Annotated in this window: 18 protein-coding genes; 6 read left to right on the forward strand and 12 right to left on the reverse strand. The window is 58.6% G+C overall.

All coding sequences use genetic code 11. The features are described from left to right. Positions 1-366 precede the first annotated feature (366 nt). The 8 genes from B5F39_RS10335 to B5F39_RS10370 all read right to left on the reverse strand — a co-directional run bounded on the left by B5F39_RS10335 (position 367) and on the right by B5F39_RS10370 (position 8725). Complete coding sequence (locus B5F39_RS10335) at positions 367-1386, reverse strand: ornithine cyclodeaminase family protein (protein ID WP_087367003.1); 1020 nt, start codon at positions 1384-1386, stop codon at positions 367-369. 84 nt (positions 1387-1470) lie between these two features. Continuing rightward, on the reverse strand, positions 1471-2862 hold the full coding sequence (locus tag B5F39_RS10340) for an AbgT family transporter (protein ID WP_143330718.1): 1392 nt from the start codon (positions 2860-2862) through the stop codon (positions 1471-1473). Positions 2863-2884: 22 nt separating this feature from the next. Continuing rightward, positions 2885-3982, reverse strand: a complete 1098-nt coding sequence (locus B5F39_RS10345) for an NAD/NADP-dependent octopine/nopaline dehydrogenase family protein (protein WP_087367008.1) — start codon at positions 3980-3982, stop codon at positions 2885-2887. Positions 3983-4266: 284 nt separating this feature from the next. Continuing rightward, entirely contained in the window at positions 4267-4983 is a 717-nt protein-coding gene (locus B5F39_RS10350) for a GntR family transcriptional regulator (protein ID WP_087367011.1), read from the reverse strand. A gap of 154 nt (positions 4984-5137) precedes the next feature. Further along, entirely contained in the window at positions 5138-6367 is a 1230-nt protein-coding gene (locus tag B5F39_RS10355) for a PLP-dependent aminotransferase family protein (protein ID WP_087367014.1), read from the reverse strand. Positions 6368-6424: 57 nt separating this feature from the next. Next, complete coding sequence (gene hydF, locus B5F39_RS10360) at positions 6425-7642, reverse strand: [FeFe] hydrogenase H-cluster maturation GTPase HydF (protein WP_087367017.1); 1218 nt, start codon at positions 7640-7642, stop codon at positions 6425-6427. A 15-nt stretch (positions 7643-7657) separates the two neighbouring features. Then, on the reverse strand, positions 7658-7906 hold the full coding sequence (locus B5F39_RS10365) for a TM1266 family iron-only hydrogenase system putative regulator (RefSeq protein ID WP_087367020.1): 249 nt from the start codon (positions 7904-7906) through the stop codon (positions 7658-7660). Between the two features lie 144 nt (positions 7907-8050). Beyond that, positions 8051-8725 carry a lysophospholipid acyltransferase family protein gene (locus B5F39_RS10370; RefSeq protein WP_087367022.1) on the reverse strand — a complete coding sequence of 225 codons (675 nt, stop codon included), beginning with the start codon at positions 8723-8725 and terminating at the stop codon, positions 8051-8053. Between the two features lie 77 nt (positions 8726-8802). Between B5F39_RS10370 and B5F39_RS10375 the strand changes: the two genes are divergently transcribed. The 4 genes from B5F39_RS10375 to B5F39_RS10390 all read left to right on the forward strand — a co-directional run bounded on the left by B5F39_RS10375 (position 8803) and on the right by B5F39_RS10390 (position 11848). After that, complete coding sequence (locus B5F39_RS10375) at positions 8803-9408, forward strand: DUF502 domain-containing protein (RefSeq protein WP_087367025.1); 606 nt, start codon at positions 8803-8805, stop codon at positions 9406-9408. Between the two features lie 112 nt (positions 9409-9520). After that, positions 9521-10441, forward strand: a complete 921-nt coding sequence (gene ptb / locus B5F39_RS10380) for a phosphate butyryltransferase (protein WP_087367028.1) — start codon at positions 9521-9523, stop codon at positions 10439-10441. A 49-nt stretch (positions 10442-10490) separates the two neighbouring features. Further along, positions 10491-11258 carry an alpha/beta fold hydrolase gene (locus tag B5F39_RS10385; protein ID WP_087367031.1) on the forward strand — a complete coding sequence of 256 codons (768 nt, stop codon included), beginning with the start codon at positions 10491-10493 and terminating at the stop codon, positions 11256-11258. Continuing rightward, positions 11255-11848, forward strand: a complete 594-nt coding sequence (locus B5F39_RS10390; RefSeq protein WP_087367034.1) for a M23 family metallopeptidase — start codon at positions 11255-11257, stop codon at positions 11846-11848. The genes B5F39_RS10385 and B5F39_RS10390 overlap by 4 nt, the downstream gene beginning before the upstream one ends. A gap of 326 nt (positions 11849-12174) precedes the next feature. On the opposite strand, the gene pruA is transcribed toward B5F39_RS10390, so the two are convergent. The 3 genes from pruA to B5F39_RS10405 form a co-directional block, all read right to left on the reverse strand. Then, the gene (gene pruA / locus B5F39_RS10395; protein WP_087367037.1) at positions 12175-13806 is read right to left on the reverse strand and encodes an L-glutamate gamma-semialdehyde dehydrogenase; all 1632 of its coding nucleotides are present in this window, start codon (positions 13804-13806) and stop codon (positions 12175-12177) included. A gap of 433 nt (positions 13807-14239) precedes the next feature. Beyond that, positions 14240-15160 carry a hypothetical protein gene (locus tag B5F39_RS10400; protein ID WP_087367040.1) on the reverse strand — a complete coding sequence of 307 codons (921 nt, stop codon included), beginning with the start codon at positions 15158-15160 and terminating at the stop codon, positions 14240-14242. A gap of 361 nt (positions 15161-15521) precedes the next feature. Further along, positions 15522-17141, reverse strand: coding sequence for a gamma-glutamyltransferase family protein (locus tag B5F39_RS10405; protein WP_343217580.1), 1620 nt, complete (start codon positions 17139-17141; stop codon positions 15522-15524). 162 nt (positions 17142-17303) lie between these two features. On the opposite strand from B5F39_RS10405, the gene B5F39_RS10410 reads away from it, so the two are divergent. Beyond that, entirely contained in the window at positions 17304-18020 is a 717-nt protein-coding gene (locus tag B5F39_RS10410) for an AzlC family ABC transporter permease (RefSeq protein ID WP_087367043.1), read from the forward strand. Next, on the forward strand, positions 18017-18343 hold the full coding sequence (locus tag B5F39_RS10415) for a branched-chain amino acid transporter permease (protein ID WP_087367046.1): 327 nt from the start codon (positions 18017-18019) through the stop codon (positions 18341-18343). Before B5F39_RS10410 ends, B5F39_RS10415 begins: the two co-directional genes overlap by 4 nt. A 74-nt stretch (positions 18344-18417) precedes the next feature. Here B5F39_RS10415 and B5F39_RS10420 read toward each other — a convergent pair. After that, on the reverse strand, positions 18418-18546 hold a 129-nt coding region (locus B5F39_RS10420; RefSeq protein ID WP_087367049.1), incomplete at its 5' end, for a citrate lyase subunit alpha.

An 18546-nucleotide genomic window follows, 5' to 3' on the forward strand; every position in this document is an offset into this window, starting at 1 on the left:
TTGCGGGGCGGCATGATTTTTTTGATGAAAAGTTAATTGACTATATCCATGATGCCGGCCTGAGACTGCGTAGCGTTCCTGAAGATAAGGACTCAGCGCGAAACGGGCCGCGTCGAAGAAAGCCGCGCCGCGCCGGCAAAGTCTCCAAACGAAACGACGAACGGGCGCGCGCTCAGGAATAGAAGAAGCCTGACGGCGGTAATGCGCTCCTCATACTGCCTACGCCGCCTCCGAGAGCGCGGACGGAAGCGTCCCTCGGCAATATCGTTTCCACAATACAACAACGCGGCGCATTAAATGCGCCGCGTTGTTGCTTACGCGTATGATTGGTAGCGAACATACGTCACGTAACGTGGGTTGGATCAATTACCTCTTGGGCTCGACTTCGGTTTTTTTATTGAAAACGTATGAATCTCCGAGGCCCATGGCGTTGGCTTTCTCATAAACCTTCGTAGCGACCGCCACGTCCATGGCCCCCGTTCCTATCGGTATGCAGACGATGCGCTCGTCGGCCTTGATGTGCCCGTCCTTTTTCCCTGCGACCAGCTCGCCTATCGTCCCGGCGAGCATCTCTTCCTTAAATTTACCCTGATCGACGACGCTCTTCAGCGCTCCTCTGTGCATCGTCTGCCCTATCGAATCGACGAACACTCTGTCGGCAGACAGGAGAAGCTCGTCTTCACATTCGGTGAACGAGCCCATCGGGAAAATTATCTGCCCTGGCTTAAACCATTCGTTCCTGATAAATTTGTTCTTCGCGTGAGTGACGGAGACTATTACGTCGGTGCCGTCGAATATCGCCTCAGGAGAGGTCACGGGCGTGATGTTCAGCTTCGTCAGCGGCGCCATCTCGGCAACGTATTTCTTAAGCGCTTCGTCGCTTATGTCGTATACCTTGACCTCTTCTATTTCGAATACTTCCGCGAAGGCCAAAAGCTGAGTGCGTCCCTGCGCTCCGGCCCCGCTTATTCCGAGCTTGATCTTTTTCTTGTCGAGCATATATTTCGCGGCGACTGCGGCCTGTGCGCCGGTGCGGTAATTCGTTATCTGCTCGCCGTCCATTACGCAGCGGAAGACGCCGGTCTCCGGGTCGAAAAGTGAAATAAGGGCGATGATGTACGGGAGCCCCCAAGACGGATTGTTCAAAGAGCCGGTGACGCACTTGATACCGGCGCTTTTCATGCTGTGGATGTATGCCGGCATCCCGTTGAGACCGTTTTTATAAGGCGGCCATTCAGCGTCTTCTCCGAGCTCGAGCGTCACCTTCGTAGGACACACGACCTCGCCGTTCCCCCAGTCGCGAAAAGCTATTTCACAGGCTTCAACAGTATCCTTCATCGTAAGCATTTCATGTACGACATCGGCGTTGATAAGTTTGCAAGGCATTGAATTTTCCTCCGTTCAGATTTTTGATTTCGATTTATATCAATAACTTAGCTGCGCTTTGCCGCAGCAGAGCTATTGCCGCGTTTAAAACGGGCCCAGTTTGATTATTGTCGCCACTATCAGCAGCCCGGCCGCGAGCAGAGTCCACATGACCATTATAGGCCACACAAACTTCACCCATTTTTCGTAAGGCACTCCGGCGAGCCCTATCGCAGCCATGAGCGTCGGCTGTATCGGCGATATCGAGTTCGTGATGCCGTCGCCAAACTGGAAGGCGAGGACGGAGACCTGTCTCGTGACGCCCAATATATCTCCGAGCGGGGCGAGTATCGGCATCGTCGTCGCTGCCTGTCCGGAGCCTGAGGCGAATATGAAGTTGAGCGCCGTCTGGACGATAAGCATGCCTACAGCGGATATACTTGCAGGAAGCCATCCCACTATAGCGGCGAGGGCGTTTATTACGGAATCCATAATATGTCCTTCGTCCAAGACGACGACGATGGCTCTAGCAAGGCCTATGCAGATGGCGGTGAAGCACATCTCCTTCGCGCCGATTAAGAAATTCTCCGCTATTTCCTCCGCGTTCAGCTTTCCTATAATTCCGCATATGACGCCCATAATGAGAAAGATCGTTATGATTTCCTGGAGGTAATAACCCTTTGCGAGAACTCCCCACACGAGATACGCGAATCCGGCTATTATCACGCCCAGTATAGCTTTGTCCCTCTGAGTGAGAGGGGAGTTGTCGAAGGCGATATCCAGATTATCCGCCTTGATCCCGTATATCACGCTTTTTGTCGGGTCCTGTTTCACTTTTTTGGCGTAGCGCATAATCCACCACCATACCAAAATATAAAACAAGAACATGGAAAGGAATCTGAATTCCATGCCGGAGAAAAGCGGAAGCTCGGCGATCCCCTGCGCTATTCCGGTATTAAACGGGTTCATCGGACCGGCTGTGTATCCGGTATAAGCGCCGAGATAAACCATCGCGGCGCCGACTACGGCGTCATAGCCAACGCCCTTCGCGATGGCGACGGCTATTGGTATAAAGATAAGCGTCTCTTCCGCCGCGCCGAATGTCGCGCTGCATAAGGATATTACCAGCATCGTCGCTGGTACGAGCAGATGTTCACGTCCTTTCAGCTTGATTATGGCGCGGTTTATCACCCTGTTTATCGTCCCGGTAGCGTTGATGATATGAAAAACCGAGCCTATCAGCAACACAAAGAAGATAATTTCGCTGGCGGCGTTCAGCCCCTTAGGAAGGGCCATAAAAGTGTCAAACAGGTTTACCGGTGTCTGGCCGACCTTGTGGAAGGTGCCGGGAATAACCAGCGTGCGTCCGGTCTGCTCGTCCGTGACGCGGTTGTATTCGCCTGCCGGTATGACGTAAGTTCCAATCGCAGCCAGCAGGATCAAAGCTGCGATCAAAACATATGTATGCGGTATTTTTTGGACTTTAAGCCATGACATCTGTATCGCCCCCAATATATGGTTATTCTCCGTTAAGAGTTTTCTTTATGCCGTCGATGGACGGCGCCGCGAAGCCCATAGCTTTGAGCCCTCGTCCCGTGCGCCTGAAATCCGTATCGTTCACGATGCCGGCCAGGTTGATTATCGCGTCTACCGTCGGGGTCTCCATGCCTGCGATGTCGCCTAGCTCGGCGAGGGGGACCAGCAGATACGGCACGTCCTCTGTGAGATATCTGTGCGTAAGCGTCTGCGGCGAATCCTTTCCCATCTTGCTGTATACAGGGTGAGTGCTGAAGATGTCGTGCAGGCATGAATAGTTCGAGCCGTCGAGGTCGTAGTTCGAAAGAGCGTCCTCGAATTCCGTTACGAGCTTATAGCCGAAGACCCCCGCGACGGCGAGCCGTTCTTCGTCCATCTTTTCCATGACCTTGCACACGGAGGCCGTCATGCCGTCGTTATAAAATCGGAAGCGTTCGCCGCACTCTATACGGCCAGCGTTCATGATCATAGTTGGACAGTGTATTATCATGTTGGTATTCGCCAGCGCGACGGCCATGACGCTAGGGTGCGCAGTTAGACGCAGCGGGAGGACGGCCTGCAGCTTCTCCCTGAGCTTTTCAATATCTCCCGCCGGGATCGCCGACATCGACATGCTTCCCTTGACGCCGAAAACGTTGCAGCTTCTGTCTGAGTTCAGCCTAGCAGCGTATGGGATGGTATCTGCTTCGCCTATCAGCACGTCGTGTTCGTTGCCGTTGGCTTTAAGCCTGGAATACAGCGAAATTGAGCCGAAGTTGCCCGGCATAATGAAGACGGACTGTCCTTCTTTGATGTGCGGGACCATATAGTCGAACGCCGATTCCTGTCCGAAGGAGGGCATGACGACGAATATGATCTCCGCGCCCTTCATGGCCTCTTCCGCGTCGGTGGTGACGCACGAAAGACGCACCTTGCCGGTGACCGCGCCTGTCGCCTCCAGTTCGCCGCCGTTTGCCCTCAGGTGTTCTATATTGGCCTTAAATGCCGGATTTTCCCATAATCTTATATTATGACCGCGTAACGTTAAATCACAAGCCAATGCGCTTGCACCGTTGCCTGCGCCGAAGATAGCGATATCCATAGACCGTCACTCCTCAAGTGTTGTCGTTGCCTCGTATTTCAAAAATTAAGGATACATTTAACGTATACGTTATATGTACTCATTATATTGCTTTTTGGGGACGTGTCAAGGAATTACGCGGACATTGCGCGCATAAAATATATTTTGCTATTTTATGAAATGAAAATAGAAAAAGAGTTTATTAAATGAGGCGATTAAGCCTATATAAATAACTTTGTAGACCGTTTATACCGGTGCGGTTGTCCTCGCACGGCATAGTGTGGGGTTGATTTTTGTAGAAGCGTTTATATAAGGAATAAATCTTTATATTCTTCCCATTTAGGGTGCGTCTTGATATATCTAGTGGCTATGACGGTTTCTCTGAGATGGTCCAGCACTTTTCTCACTGCGTCTATGTGATCTCTTCGCTCTATGCTGGCTACTATTTCCTTGTGCTGGCCTATCATTTTGTTGTTCAGGTCCTTGTACTGATTGAGGTCTCTGCTCACTCTGTACAACCCTGCCTCGTAGAACAGCTCGTACATACATATGCGCAGATATACGCGCTTTAGCGAGCTTACTAAATAATCGTTGCCGGATATAGAAGCTAGGGTAATATGAAATCCGTCGCTGAGATCCTTGTATGTATCTGAAATCTGTGTCTCGCTTATCTGGATCTCCGCCTCTATCGCGGCTTCTACTTTTTTCTTGGCATGGCTGTCCCACTTGGCGCAAGCGAGCACGACCGACGTCGTTTCGAGCCTTTCTCTGAATATATAGACCTCGAATAGGTCGGTCCTAGAAAGCTTGGGAAACACGTATCCCCTCTGGTTCCGCCGTTTCTCAAGGATGCCGTCAAGCACCAGCTGATCCAGCGCAGCGCGGATAGGGGTTCTGCTTACGCCTAAGGATTTTTCAAGATCGGTTTCAAAAAGCTTCGCGCCAGGAAAAATCTCTTTATGCTGAATCGCCGTCAGTATATGCTCTATCGCCGCATCCTGCGCCGAGGTTTTTATCGCCATAGTTGAACGCCTGCTCCTATTCGGTTAAATATCATACTTTGTGATATTATACGCTTTTAATGCGAAACAGACAATTCTCTTTAAATAAATAGCTCAGGAGACGGCACCGTCCCATGAGCTATAGTTTTAGTCAGCTGCCGTATTATAGCGCCGCTTATCTCGCGCCGTATTCCGCGAACGCCTCGGCTAGTCTTCTCAGCCCCTCGCCGGCGGTTTCGGGGGCTACTTTGGCGAAGGAGAGGCGGAATGAACGGCGGCCGTTTTTTGCTTCGTCCATCGTGTAGAAGGCGCTGCCGGGGATTATGCCCACTTTCTTTTTTTCTACGGCGAATCGTGCGAGCGCGGTCATGTCGTCCACTCCGTCGGCTTCTCCCCAGATGAAGAAGCCGCCTTTCGGGCGGTTGGTGCGGACGCCGAGCGGCGCGAGGTGCTCGTCTATAGCGCGCAGCATTCCGTCGCGGCGCTCGCGGTAGGCCGCGCGCAGGAATTCCACGCGTTTGCCGAAATCTATGCCGGAGAGGTAGGCGTGGAGCCCTTTCTGAAGAATAGCGGGGCGCGTGAGGCCGGCGCTGACGCGGAATGCGTTGAGGTGCGGGATTATCGCGTCGGGCACTACGAGCCAGCCGCAGCGCATTCCGGGCGCTACGAGTTTGGAGAAGCTGTTGGAGTGGAGCACGCGCCTGTCGTCTCCCGCCAGCTTCAGGTAGGTCGCCGTCGGCTCGCCGTCGTAGCTGAGGTAATGGTACGGGTCGTCTTCGAATACCGGCACGTCGTAGCGGCGCGCTATTTCGAGTATCGCGGCGCGGCGCTCGAGCGGCGATGTGCGTCCGCTCGGGTTCTGGAAGTTCGGTATGGTGTAGAGGAAGCGCACGCTGCGTTTTTTGAGGATTTTTTCAAATTCCTCCGGTATTATGCCGTCGTCGTCGGAAGGTACGCCGACGCAGTTCGCGCCCTGTTTGCGGAAGGTGAGCAGCGTCTCGGTGAAGGTTGGCGCTTCGACGAGGACGGTGCAGCCCGGGTCGATGAGAGTCTCGGCGACTAGTTCTATCGCTTCGCCGGCGCCGTTGGTGAGCAGTATGTTGTCGCTCGTCACCCAGTCGGGGATCATGCCGTCGGCGCGCATTCTGTCGGTTATCCAGTCGCGCAGCTCGCGCAGGCCGAAGTCCTCTTTGGCGTAGCCGAGCAGCGACAGGTCGTCGAATATTGTTTTGAACGCCTCTTTCAGCTCTTCCGTCGGGTAAAGGTCCGCCGACGGCTCGCCGGCGGTCAGCGATATCGCGTTGTGCTTTATCGCGAGCTTTATCATTATCCCTATTTCGGTCGGGTCGAGCCGTTCCTTCGCCATCGTGCTGAGCTGGTATCTGAAGTCGAATTTTCCGTCCATCGTCACGCCTCCGCTTTTTGTTATGTTCCAGGCGCTATTATACCGCGCCGCCGCACGCTATTTTCTGAATATCTCCGTTACTCTGTCGAGTATGCCGTTGAGCTGTGCGATAGCGATGCCGTAGTTCGTTATCGGGATTCCGGCTTCGCGCGCCTCTATTATGCGGGACATGAGCTGCTTGCGCGTGAACATGCAGCCGCCGCAGTGGAGTATGAGCGCGTATTCTTTAAGGTTTTTCGGGAAATCCTGCCCGGCGCTGATGTCTACGGCGAGTGCCTCTCCGGCCTTTTGGCGCAGCCAGCGCGGCAGCTTTTCGCGGCCTATGTCTTCGTTCAGCGGCGCGTGGGTGCATGCCTCGGCTATGAGCACTTTGTCGTGCGGGCCGAGTTTTTCTATCGCTTTCGCGCCTTCGATGAAAACGGACAATTCGCCTTTGGCGCGCGCCATTATTATGGAGAACGAGGTGAGCGGCACTTCGCGCGGGAGCGACGCGTTTACGCGCGCGAAGACCTGGGAGTCGGTTATTACGAGCGCCGGCGGCTCTTTGAGCGACGCGAGCGTCTCCTCGAACCTGTCCGCGGTGCAGACGAAGGCGCTGCCGCCGTTGTCGAGTATGTCGCGGACGACCTGCACCTGCGGCAGTATCAGACGGCCCTTCGGGGCCTGTATGTCCTGTGGCGCGACGAGGACGATTTTCGCGCCCGGCTCGTATAGGTCGCCGGTCAGAGCCGGGGCCTCGAAGTCCGACGGCGCGTGCTTCACTATCGCGGAGAGCAGAGCGGCGCGGCAGCTTTTATCGTTCGCCGAGACCGCGGCGAAGGGGACGCCGAGTTCCGCCTCGAGCTTCGCGCGCAGGCGCTCCGCTTCGTCCGGCGTGAGCGTGTCGGTCTTGTTGAGCGCGCCTATCGCGGCGGTGTTTCTCGCGCGCAGCTCGGCGAGCCAGCCGCGCTCGAGCGACGGGTCGTCCGCGTTCTCCGCCGCGACGACGAGGACGGCGAGGTCCGTTCTGTCCATCATATCCTTGGAGCGCCCGATGCGCAGAGCTCCGAGGTCGCCCTCGTCGTCGAGCCCAGCCGTGTCGATGACGGCTATCGGGCCGAGCGGCAGCAGCTCCATGCTTTTTATGACAGGGTCGGTGGTGGTGCCGGCGTGCTCGGAGACGAGCGCCGTCTGCTGTCCAGTGACGAGGTTTATGAGGCTCGACTTTCCGGCGTTGCGCCGCCCGTAGAAGGCTATGTGCAGCCGGTTCGAGCGCGGTGTGTCTGTGAGCGCCATTTTCGTACGCCTCCTTTATTTTTTAGAGACGGCGGCTTTTACCGTGACGCCGCCTATTTTGCCGAGCCGCCCCGTGAGCGCGCTGATGTCGTCCGTCGTGCCGTCGAGCACTACGGAGATGACCGCGACGCCGCGCTCGCGGTACGGTATGCCGAGGCGGCCGACTATAAGGCCGCTGAATTTGTGCAGAGTTTCGTTGACTTCCTGTACGCTGTCCGGATTTTCGACGATTATCGCCGCCACGCCTATTCTGTTTGCCTCCATGCTCGTCCCCCCAAAATATGGAAAAAGGGGCCTTTTCGTGAGAAAAGTCCCCTTCGATGTCATTCGCCGGGCTTTTCCCCGCCCGCGGAAAGCTCCCCGGGAACGGAACGCCGTTTGTTTAATTATACCCCGGCGGCGGAAGTTTTACGCGGCTTTCTTCGCCGGCAGCGGGTATTTCGCTTTGTCGACCGCGTCCTGTTCTTTGTAGAATTCCTCGATTTTCGCGAGGATGTAGCGGCGCTTTTCTTTCTCGCTCAGCTCAGGCGGGAGCTTCGCGGGGTCTATCGGGTCGCCGAAGGTCACGGTGAGCTTGCGCGGGCGCGGAAAGCGCATGTGCGGCGCGAGCGCGCGCCATGTGCCGGCCGCGTAGGTCGGGATGACGGGCGCGCCGGTCTTGAGCGACATTATCGCGACGCCGCCTTCGAGCGGCTGAAGCGTCCCGTCTTCCGTGCGGTGCCCCTCCGGGCAGATGAATACGTTGTAGCCTTCTTTTATGAAGCCCATTACGAGACGCAGAAGTCCCGCGGAGCTGTTCTTGTCTTCCTGTGAAACAGGAACCGCGCCCATCGCGCGCAGGTACGCGCCGAACGGGCGGAACGAGAACAATTTGTCCCACGCGATGAATTTCAGATAGCCCGGAAAAAAGGCGTAGCCGACGACCGGCGGGTCGAGATAGCTCGCGTGGTTCGAGGCGATTATCACGGGGCGGTCCTTCGGTATCTTTTCTTTGCCGTATACCGAGAGGCGGTGATAGAGTGTAAAATATATCGTGACGACGACGCGGGTCACGAAGTAGACCCAGTTTCGCTGTGATTTCATTTCTGCTTCCTCCTAAAGCGTTACTCCAGGATAGGATAACGCGAGCGGGGGCGGTTGACAAGCGCCGGAGGCGACGCATGAGGGACGACGCGAAAAATTCCGAAAAGAAGGGGAGCGCTGGCTTCTGGCGCACGCTCGGGCGAGATTTCTTTCTCGGCTGCGTCGCGCTGCTGCCGCTGGCGCTGCTCGTATTCGTATTCTATTATCTCGTCTATCTCTGCGAGATGTTCGGTTCGCTCATCTTCGGCTTCACGCAGTCGCGCCGCTCCACGGCCCTGATAATAGTCTTCCTCGTCTGTCTGCTGATATACATCGGGCGCAAGCTTCGCCGCCGCGAACGCTCGCTGCTGAGCCTGCTCGAGCAGCTTGTCATTACGAAGATCCCGGTAGTCGGCGGCTGGTACGCGACCTTCCGCGATATATTGCAGACCTTCACGGCGAGCGGAGGCTCGAGCTATCTCGGCACGGTGAAGATTCCCGTCGGCCCGGGCTACATAATCGCCTTCGTGTCGAAGCGCGAGGAGCGCCCCGACGGCTCCGTGGGCGTCACTGTCTTCGTCCCGACTTCGCCTAACCCTACGACGGGCTTCGTGCTCTTCTTTGACGAGCGCGACATCGAATATCTCGACATACCGCCCGAGAAGGCGTTTACGATGATAATTTCGCTCGGCGTAAAATCGTGAGGAAATTGCGTAAAAAGAAACGACAACTTGAAAATTCCGTGTATAATGAGACGGGACTTCGGATCAACTAAGGCTCGGACCGGGCCATAAACAACAGGGAGGTTACTTTTATATGGAACAGATTCGCAATCTTGATCAGCTTCTTGAGCACGCGAAGGCGGTAGGCCCCAAGAAGATCAGCGTAGCGCGTGCCGAAGACGCCGAAGTAATGGAGGCGGTCGAAAGCGCCCGCAAGGCCGGGATCGCCAACGCCGTCCTCGTAGGCGACGAAGACAAGATAAAGGAAGTCGCAGCTTCGCTCGGAATCGACCTCGCCAATTACGAGATAGTCGACGAGAAGGGCGGAGAGGCCGCCGCGGCTCTCAAGGCCGTCGAGCTCGTATCGACCGGGCAGGCGCAGATAGTCATGAAGGGAATGGTCGCGACCGCGAACTTCCTGCGCGGCGTGCTCAACAAGGAAAAGGGCCTCCGCAGCGGAAAGACGCTTTCGCACGTCTACATCCACGAAGTCAAGGGCTACGACCGCATCTTCTTCGTATCCGACCCGGCCTTCAACATGTATCCCGACATCAAGGTCAAGGTAGACATCGTCAAGAACGTCGTCGAGCTCGCGCACGCTTTCGGCGTCGCCTGCCCGAAGGTCGCCGCCCTCGCCGCCGTCGAGGTCGTCAACCCCGACATGCCGCCGACCATCGACGCCGCGCTGCTCACTCAGATGAACCGCCGCGGACAGATCAAAGGCTGCATAATCGACGGGCCTCTCGCTCTCGACAACGCCGTCTCGCCGCACTCGGCCGAGCACAAGGGCATCAAGTCCGAGGTCGCCGGCTACGCCGACATCCTCCACGTGCCGAACATCGAGGCCGGCAACATCCTCGCGAAGTCGATAGTCTACTTCGCGGAGAACAAGACGGCCGCCATCGTGCTCGGAGCCAAGGCTCCCGTCATCCTCACGAGCCGCGCCGACTCGCCCGAGACGAAGCTTCTCTCGATAGCGACCGCCTGCGCCCTCGCCGCTCACCAGGGCAAATAGTAAGTCAGCCTTATGAAGAAGGGGGGATTCCCCCTTCTTTCTTTTTATTATGGACTGCGGATTCAGAAGTGAAGTAACAGTACTGCCGTCGCCCTTCGGGGACACCGGCGTGCGCGTCAGCCGGCTCTTTCCGGTAGAACCGGACGGCACGCACGCGCTGCTGCTGCACGGCGTTCACAGCAGCGCCAACCTCGGCCATCGAAACAAGTTCCGTCACCTTGCGGAAATCCTCGCCGCGCGCGGCGTGACTCCGTGGCTCTGCGAGACGAGCCGCGTCTCCGTCAGCCGCGAGGAATGCGGCGACGAGCCGCTCGCGTGGATAGAAGAGTCCTTCGGAGGCAAAACATTCGCCGAGGAGCACGACGACTGCCTTGCGGCGCTGCGCCTAGTACTCGGCGAAAAGCCCGAAAAGCTCTGGATATGGGGCTTCTCGCTCGGCGGCATCATAGCCCTGCTGCTCGCCCGGCTCGACGAAGTCCGCGTGAACCGTCTGATACTTGCGGGAACGGGGCTCGTCTCCATGCCGGAGGTGGAAAAGATAATGATGCCTATGCCCGTGCTCTCGACGCTGCGCTCCACGGTCGAGGCCGGCATGGTTGACGACGTGCGCGCCGGCGAGGCGTTCGCCTTCCGCGGCACCGAGGACGCCGTCTTTTCGGAGGAGGCCTGCCGGGATCTGCTCGGCTCGCTGAGGATGCCGGAGGAGCGTAAAAAATTCTTCCCGATAGAGGGAGCCGACCATTCGCTGAAAACCCGAGGCGGGAAAGCCGACCCCGGCATAATGGACGAGATGCTCTCTCTGATGGACGGGATATGAAGCTGAAAATCATCGCCGCGCTGCTGTCGGCCGCGGCGCTCGCGACCTCCGCCTGCGCGGCGGACATAGACTATCAGGAATTCCAGGAAGACCCGCTCGAAACGGCGATACGCAAGCTCGCCTCGCCGGACGGCGCCGCGTGGGATATGGAGGAAATGCTCTCCGGCGGCGCGCCCGACATCGTGCAGCAGGTGATATGGCCGCTGCGCACCGGCTACCTCGGCCGAGGCCTCAAGCGAACGGGCCGCAGGCACACGGGCGTGGATATGAGCGCGCCGAAAGGCACTCCGATATACGCGGTGCTCGACGGCGTCGTCGAGGTCGTTTCCAACAACGGCCCCGGCTTCCGCGGCTACGGGCGCGTCATCGTCATCAACCACGGCGGCAAACTCTGGTCGCTCTACTCGCACAACTCCGCGAACTACGTCAAAGTAGGACAGCGCGTCAAACAGGGCGACAAAATAGCCGCGGTGGGACGCACCGGACGCGCGACGGGCAATCACCTGCACTTCGAGCTGCGCAATGAAAATGGAACGCCGCTCGACCCGATGAAATATCTTCCGAAAGAAGGCCGCCTGCCGAAACGCTGACGCAGGCGTAAAAGATACGAAAAGTACAAAGAAAAGCCGGCGCGTACAGCGCCGGCTTTTCTCGCGCGCCGCGGCACCCGCTCGCGGCGCGCAGCGTTGGAAGAGTTGATACGGGGTGTGCCAGATTAACTTTTCACACAGATACAGCCGGCCCCGACGGCTCCCGGCCCATACCCGCCGGCGTCCGTCGCGGCAGTACCGCTTCATTCAGCCTCAGTGTCATGGACGAAGATTCCGGCCGTAAGATTGCCGGAATGACATAAATGTTTGCCGTCTTGGTTAATTCACTATACGGATCTTCCGTCATGCCGATCTGATTTGCTCCCTTAATCCTCCATCATGTACGGATATTTGAAGTCGCGCGGCGGCAGCAGATTTTCCTTGATCGTGCGCGGCGTGACCCAGCGCGAAAGATTGAGCTTCGTGCCCGCCTTGTCGTTAGTCCCGGACGCGCGCGAGCCGCCGAACGGCTGTAGCCCGACCGTCGCGGCGGTCGTCTTGTCGTTGATGTAGAAATTGCCGGCCGCGTAGCGCAGAATGTCGCGCGCCGCGGCCGCGGCGGCGAGGTCAGCGGCGAATATCGAGCCGGTCAGCGCGTAGGGCGACGTCTCGTCGCAGAGGCGCAGCGTCTCGATATACTTGTCGTCGTCGTAGACGTATACGGTGAGTATCGGGCCGAAAATCTCCTCTTCCATCGAGCGGAAGCGCGGATCGGCCGTCTTTATCACCGTCGGCTGGATGAAATAGCCGGCGCTCTTGTCGCCCTCGCCTCCGTAAAGAATCTCAGCGTCAGGCGAAGCCTTTGCGTAATTTATATAATCCATGCAGTTGTCGAACGAAGCTTCGTCGATGACCGCGCAGACGAAATTGCGGAAATCGCGCGGGTCTCCGGTGCGCGCCTCGGCGAGCATCGCGCCGAGTTCGATGTTCAGCTCCTCCCAGCGGCTCGCGGGGATATAGGCGCGCGAGGTCGCGGAGCACTTCTGCCCCTGATATTCGAATGCCCCGCGCATCAGAGCCGCGGCGACCTCCTTCGCGCCGGCGGACTTATGCATGAAGAGGAAGTCCTTGCCGCCCGTCTCGCCGACGAGGCGCGGATACGACCTGTACCTGTCGAGGTTCTCCGCCACGCCGCGCCAGAGGCTGTTGAAAACGTTCGTCGAGCCGGTGAAATGTATCCCCGCGAGATCCTTGTGGGCGAGCACTACGCGGCTGCCGGCGGAGCCCGGCCCCGGCATGAAATTCAGCACTCCGGCGGGCACTCCCGCCTCCATGAATATCTTCATCAGATACCAGCTTGAAAGCAGCGACGCGGTCGCGGGCTTCCAGACGACGGTGTTGCCCATGATGACGGGAGCCATCGGGAGATTCGCGGCGATCGCCGTGAAGTTGAACGGCGTTATCGCGTAGACGAAGCCCTCGAGCGGCCTATACTCGACGGAATTCAGCACGCCTTCCTCGATGCCTGGCTGCTCGCCGTAAAGCTCGTCCATCGCGTACGGAGTGAAACGGAAATAGTCTATCGTCTCGCTCGCCGCCTCGATCTCCGCCTGCCAGACGGTCTTGCTCTGACCGAGCATCGTCGCGGCGTTCAGCAGATAGCGGTACTTCTTGTCGATGAGCTCGGCTATCTTCAGCGAAAGCGCCGCGCGCTCCGTCCAAGGCGTGTTTCCCCACGCGCCGTGCGCCGCCGTCGCGGCCTCTATCGCGCGCTCCATATCCTTGGCGCCCGCCTTGTGGTAGACGGCGAGCGTGTGCGCGTGGTCGTGCGGCATGACCGCCTTCCCCGTATCGCCTGTATAAACCGGTTCGCCGCCTATGATGAGCGGAATTTCCGCCGTCTCGGACTCTACCTGCTTTATCGCCTCGCGCAGAAGCGCGCGCTCCGGGCTTCCCGGCGCGTAGGTCATAGAGGGTTCGTTCTCCGGTCTTTTGAATCTGAAAATCGCGTTGTTCATTATTGCGCCTCCCTGTAAATATATGCAACAATATTGCAAAAGCGATATTATCATTATACGGCGAGGCCGGGCAAGAGAATGAAAATAAGCATAAAAAGTTCATAGTGAAGTTATCTGGGGAAAAATAAACAAAACAGCCGCGTTTCGTTCAACGGGTGCGCAGCCGCCGTTTTCTTGCGCGGCGTCGATTTGACCGCTGCGTGGGCGAACTCCGTACCGTATCATCAATGTGCCGGTTGAATATGTTTGTTTTATCTCAACGGGAAAGAGAGGATGGCGTTTATATGGAAAAATTTTCCCTGCCGCGCGTTTTAAGACGTGTTTTATAATGCCGGCGCTCGGACGTGAGACTCAGCCGACTTGCGGCTGACGGGCGTCGGAATTTGATGTTTTTATCGCGTGGCCAGAGAGCCGTGGCTTCCGCCGCGGCGCGCTAAATCCCCAGCGCCGCCATGCAGGCGGTCATCGCTATGATGCTCAGCACGATGGAGACGGAGCCGGCGAAGCCGGACATTCCCGTGTCGCCGCCGCACTTTTCGGTGAAAATCGGGCACAGCGCCGAAACGGGGGAGAAGGCGACGACCGCTAGCACCTGGCGTGTTACGAGCGGGAACGGCGTGTAGAAGTAGAACAGCAGCGCGAGCGCGGCGGATACCGCGTAGCGCAGCGCGAGCGTCGAAAAAACCGTGCGCAGCTCGCCGCCGTCAGTTTTTATCTCGATCATCAGGCCAATCATGAACATCGCGGCGAAGGAGTTCGCGGCTCCGATCGGCGTCGCGAGCGTCACTATCCAGCCCGGCACCGCGCCTATGACCGTCACCCAGATTATCGAGACGAGGTAGACGACGAACGGCACCGTTGAAAACACGCGCCGCAGAAGCTCTCGCGCCGACGGACGCCCCGCGCTGCCGATCGAGGGCAGCGACGAGACTATCGCGTAGGTCCCGCCGCAGGCGAAGAGCGAGTTTCCCATATCGAACATACAGGTGACGAGAATGCCGTACGGCCCGAGCGCGCTGCCGATGTACGGCAGGGTGAAGGTCCCTATCTGATAGCCCGGCATAGCGAGCATGTGGAAGATCTTCTCGTTGCGCGGCGAGCGTACGGAGAGGAACCACGAGACGGCGAGCACGACGGCGTTGCAGACGGCTCCGAGCGCGATAACGGCGAAAAGCGAAAAATCCCGCGTGTAGCTGCCGAAGCCCGTGATGATGGCGGCGGGCAGAGTGATGTTCAGACATATCTTCGCCACGGCGTCCGCGTCGCTCTTCGAGAAAAATCCCGCACGCTTCATCGCGTAGCCCATAAGTATTATAAAAACGGACGCGGCGGCCCGTTCAAGCGGAGTTCCCATTCCGCCATCTCCTTCCGCAGCAGCAAATATTTACCCGCGCGGCGCGCATTCTCCGCGCCGGTGAAATATTATATACCATCGCGGCCTTCGGCGCGAACGCCGGCGCTTAACGGCCGCGCCGCATGCGCCGGAGCGTCACGAAAATTTTCCGCGCGCCGCGCCGGGCGCGCCAACGCGTATCGTCGTCCCCCGCCCGCTCAGACGGGAATATTACGCCGCGCCGGGGCGCGCGGGGGGCTGAGTCCCTCGTTTTCGCCCCGCCGGTCAAATGCGCGCCGTCCGCGCAAGTCCGCAAGAAATGCGCGGCATGGGAACGTCTCCGCTTGTGCGCGGGGGCGTTCTCAACGTCATCGTCTGAGCGTCACCACGCCGCGACGTAACCGTCGGCGCGCGGCTCCGTCGCGCCAATCAGAGCGCCGCTTTCAAGACGCTGTATTATCTGCCCGCGTCCGTAATCGATACGGTCGAAGTCCATGCGTATCTCGTGGCCCATCTCGGCGAGCTTCGCCGCTATATGGTTCGGCACGCCCTGCTCAAGACCGACGGAGCGGTCGCGGAACCACTGCCAGCGCGGCGCGTCGAGGGCTTCCTGCGGGTTGAGCGCGAAGTCTATCATGTTGACCGCCGTCTGCACGTGGCCCTGCGGCTGCATGAAGGCCCCCATCACGCCGAACGGGCCGACAGGCTCGCCGCCGCGCGTGATGAAGCCCGGGATTATCGTATGGTACGGCTTTTTGCCCGGTGCGAGGCAGTTCGGCGACTCGGGGTCGAGCGAGAAATTGTTGCCGCGGTTGTGGAGAGTCACGCCCGTTCCCGGCACGCATAGGCCGGAGCCGAAGCCGTGATAGTTGCTCTGTATCATAGAGATCATGCCGCCCTCGCCGTCCGCCGCCGCGAGATAGACGGTGCCGCCCGAGCTCTGCCGCTCGGAGGTAGGCAGTCCGGCGCGCTCCGGGTCTATCAGCGCGGCGCGGCGTTTCGCAAATTCGTCCGACAGCAGCTCCTCGACAGTGCGCCGCATATAGCGCGGGTCGGCGACCTCGGCGAGCGACTCCGCGAATGCGAGCTTCATCGCCTCTATCTGGATATGGTAGCTGCGCGCGCACTCGCGCTCCGCCATTTCGAAATTATTCAGGATGTTGAGCGCCATCAGCGCGGTTATGCCCTGTCCGTTCGGCGGTATCTCCCAGACGTCGTATCCCTTGTAGTTCACGGATATCGGCTCTACCCATTCGGGGCGGAAGGCCGCCAGGTCTTCCAGGCGGAGCCAGCCGCCGCATGATTTCGAAAAAGCGTCTATCGCCTCGGCTGTCTCGCCCTCATAGAAGGCGCGCGCGCCGGTTGCGGCTATCTTGCGCAGCGTCGCGGCCTGCGCGGGATTGCGCCATATTTCGCCGGGCTCGGGCGCGCGGCCCGATAGCGTGAAAGCCGCAAAAATGTGAGAGAACCGGTCTCCGCTGAGATTTTTCTCGAAAGCCGCGAAAGCGCGCTTCCACAGCGAACTCACGGTCGGCGACACGGGAAAACCGTTCTCCGCGTACCACGCTGCGGGTGCGAGGACATCTTCGAGCGGCAGACGGCCGAAGCGGCGGTTGAGCTCCGCCCACGCCGCCGGCGCGCCGGGCACAGTCACGGCCTCCCAGCCGTAGAGCGGCACGCTTGAGCAGCCGCGCGCGCGCAGCGCTTCTGCGTCGGCGAGCGCCGGGGCGCAGCCGCTCGAGTTCAGTCCGTGCAGCTTTCCTCCGTTCCATACGAGGGCGAATGAGTCGCCGCCTATGCCGTTGCTCGTCGGCTCGACGACCGTCAGACAGGCCGCCGTCGCGACCGCCGCGTCCACGGCGTTTCCGCCCTTCTTTATAATGTCGAGCCCGGCCTGCGCCGCGAGGGGCTGCGTAGTCGCGACCATGCCGCGCGCTCCGCAGACGAGAGTGCGGCGCGACGGGTATCTGTAGCTGAAAGGATCGAAATTCAAAGAAAACACCACGCTTCATAAAATTTTAAGAAAGCACGCGGATAGTGTAATAAAAATATCCGCGCGAATCAACGCCCAGCGTCTCCCACGCCCGCGGCGCGCCGCCGTATAGTATAATGGCGGCGGCGCGTTAAGCGCCGGAAACTGCGTACGGAGGCGGAGGAGTGAAATTTGGACGGAGGAAGACACGTAAGGCTCAGGGCGTTCAAGGCGGCTTTTCCATATACTCTGCCAATATTCGCCGGCTTCTGGTTCATCGGCCTCGCCTACGGCATTTACATGAACGTCTCGGGCTTCAGCTTCGTCTACCCGATGGTCATGAGCGCCGTGATCTTCGGCGGGTCGCTTGAGTTCGTAGCGGTCTCCATGCTGCTCTCGCCGTTCGCCCCGCTCCAGACGCTGATGGCGGCGCTGATGATACAGGCTCGCCACCTTTTCTACGGCGTTTCGATGCTCGAAAAATTCAAAGGGCTCGGCTGGATGCGCCCCTATCTCATCTTCGGCATGTGCGACGAAACTTTTTCGATAAACTACACGGCGAACATCCCGGAGGGAGTGGACCGCGGCTGGTTTATGCTCTTCGTCACTCTGCTCAATCAGCTCTACTGGGTCTCCGGCGCGACGGTAGGCGGGCTTCTCGGTTCCGTGCTGACCTTCGACACCGACGGCATAGGCTTCGTAATGACGGGAATGTTCGTCGTCATATTCTTGGAACAGTGGCTCAAGGAGAAAAAGCACTGGACGGGGCTCATCGGCCTCGCCGCCTCGGCGCTCTGCCTCGCCCTGTTCGGCGCGGACTCCTTCCTCGTCCCTTCCATGCTCTGCATACTCTTCTGTTTAACGGCGTTCCGGGGGCCGATAGAAAAAGCGGGAGGCTGGCCGGAATGACGCAGGCGCAGGAGATAATGACGATAGCGATATGCGTCGCGGGGACTATGGCGACGCGCTTCCTGCCGTTCATAATTTTCCGCGAGGGCCGTCCCGTGCCGGCATACGTGCGTTATCTCGGCAAGGCTCTGCCCTCCGCGATATTCGCTATGCTCGTCGTCTACTGCCTCAAAGACGTGCGCTTCGCCGCGCCCCCGCACGGCCTGCCCGAGTTTATCGCCATCGCCGTCACCGTGCTGCTGCACCTGTGGAGGCGCAGCATGATGCTATCCATATTCTGCGGCACGGCCTGCTACATGGCGCTCGTGCAGTTCGTCTTTTAGCCGCGGTATAAAACGCGCCCGCGTCCATAAGAGGACGCGGGCGCGCTGCGTTTGTTTCGATTTTTCGGGTTTTCTTATTTTTTAAGCTGTCTCACGACATCGATGACGGTGCCGTCGCGCCATTCGACGACGCCGATTATTCTGTCGGTCGTCGCTACGGGGTCTGTCGGGCCGGACATTTTCCTCGCGCGCGCGGCAAGCTC

The organism is Cloacibacillus sp. An23, from assembly GCF_002159945.1.
Lineage (GTDB): Bacteria > Synergistota > Synergistia > Synergistales > Synergistaceae > Caccocola.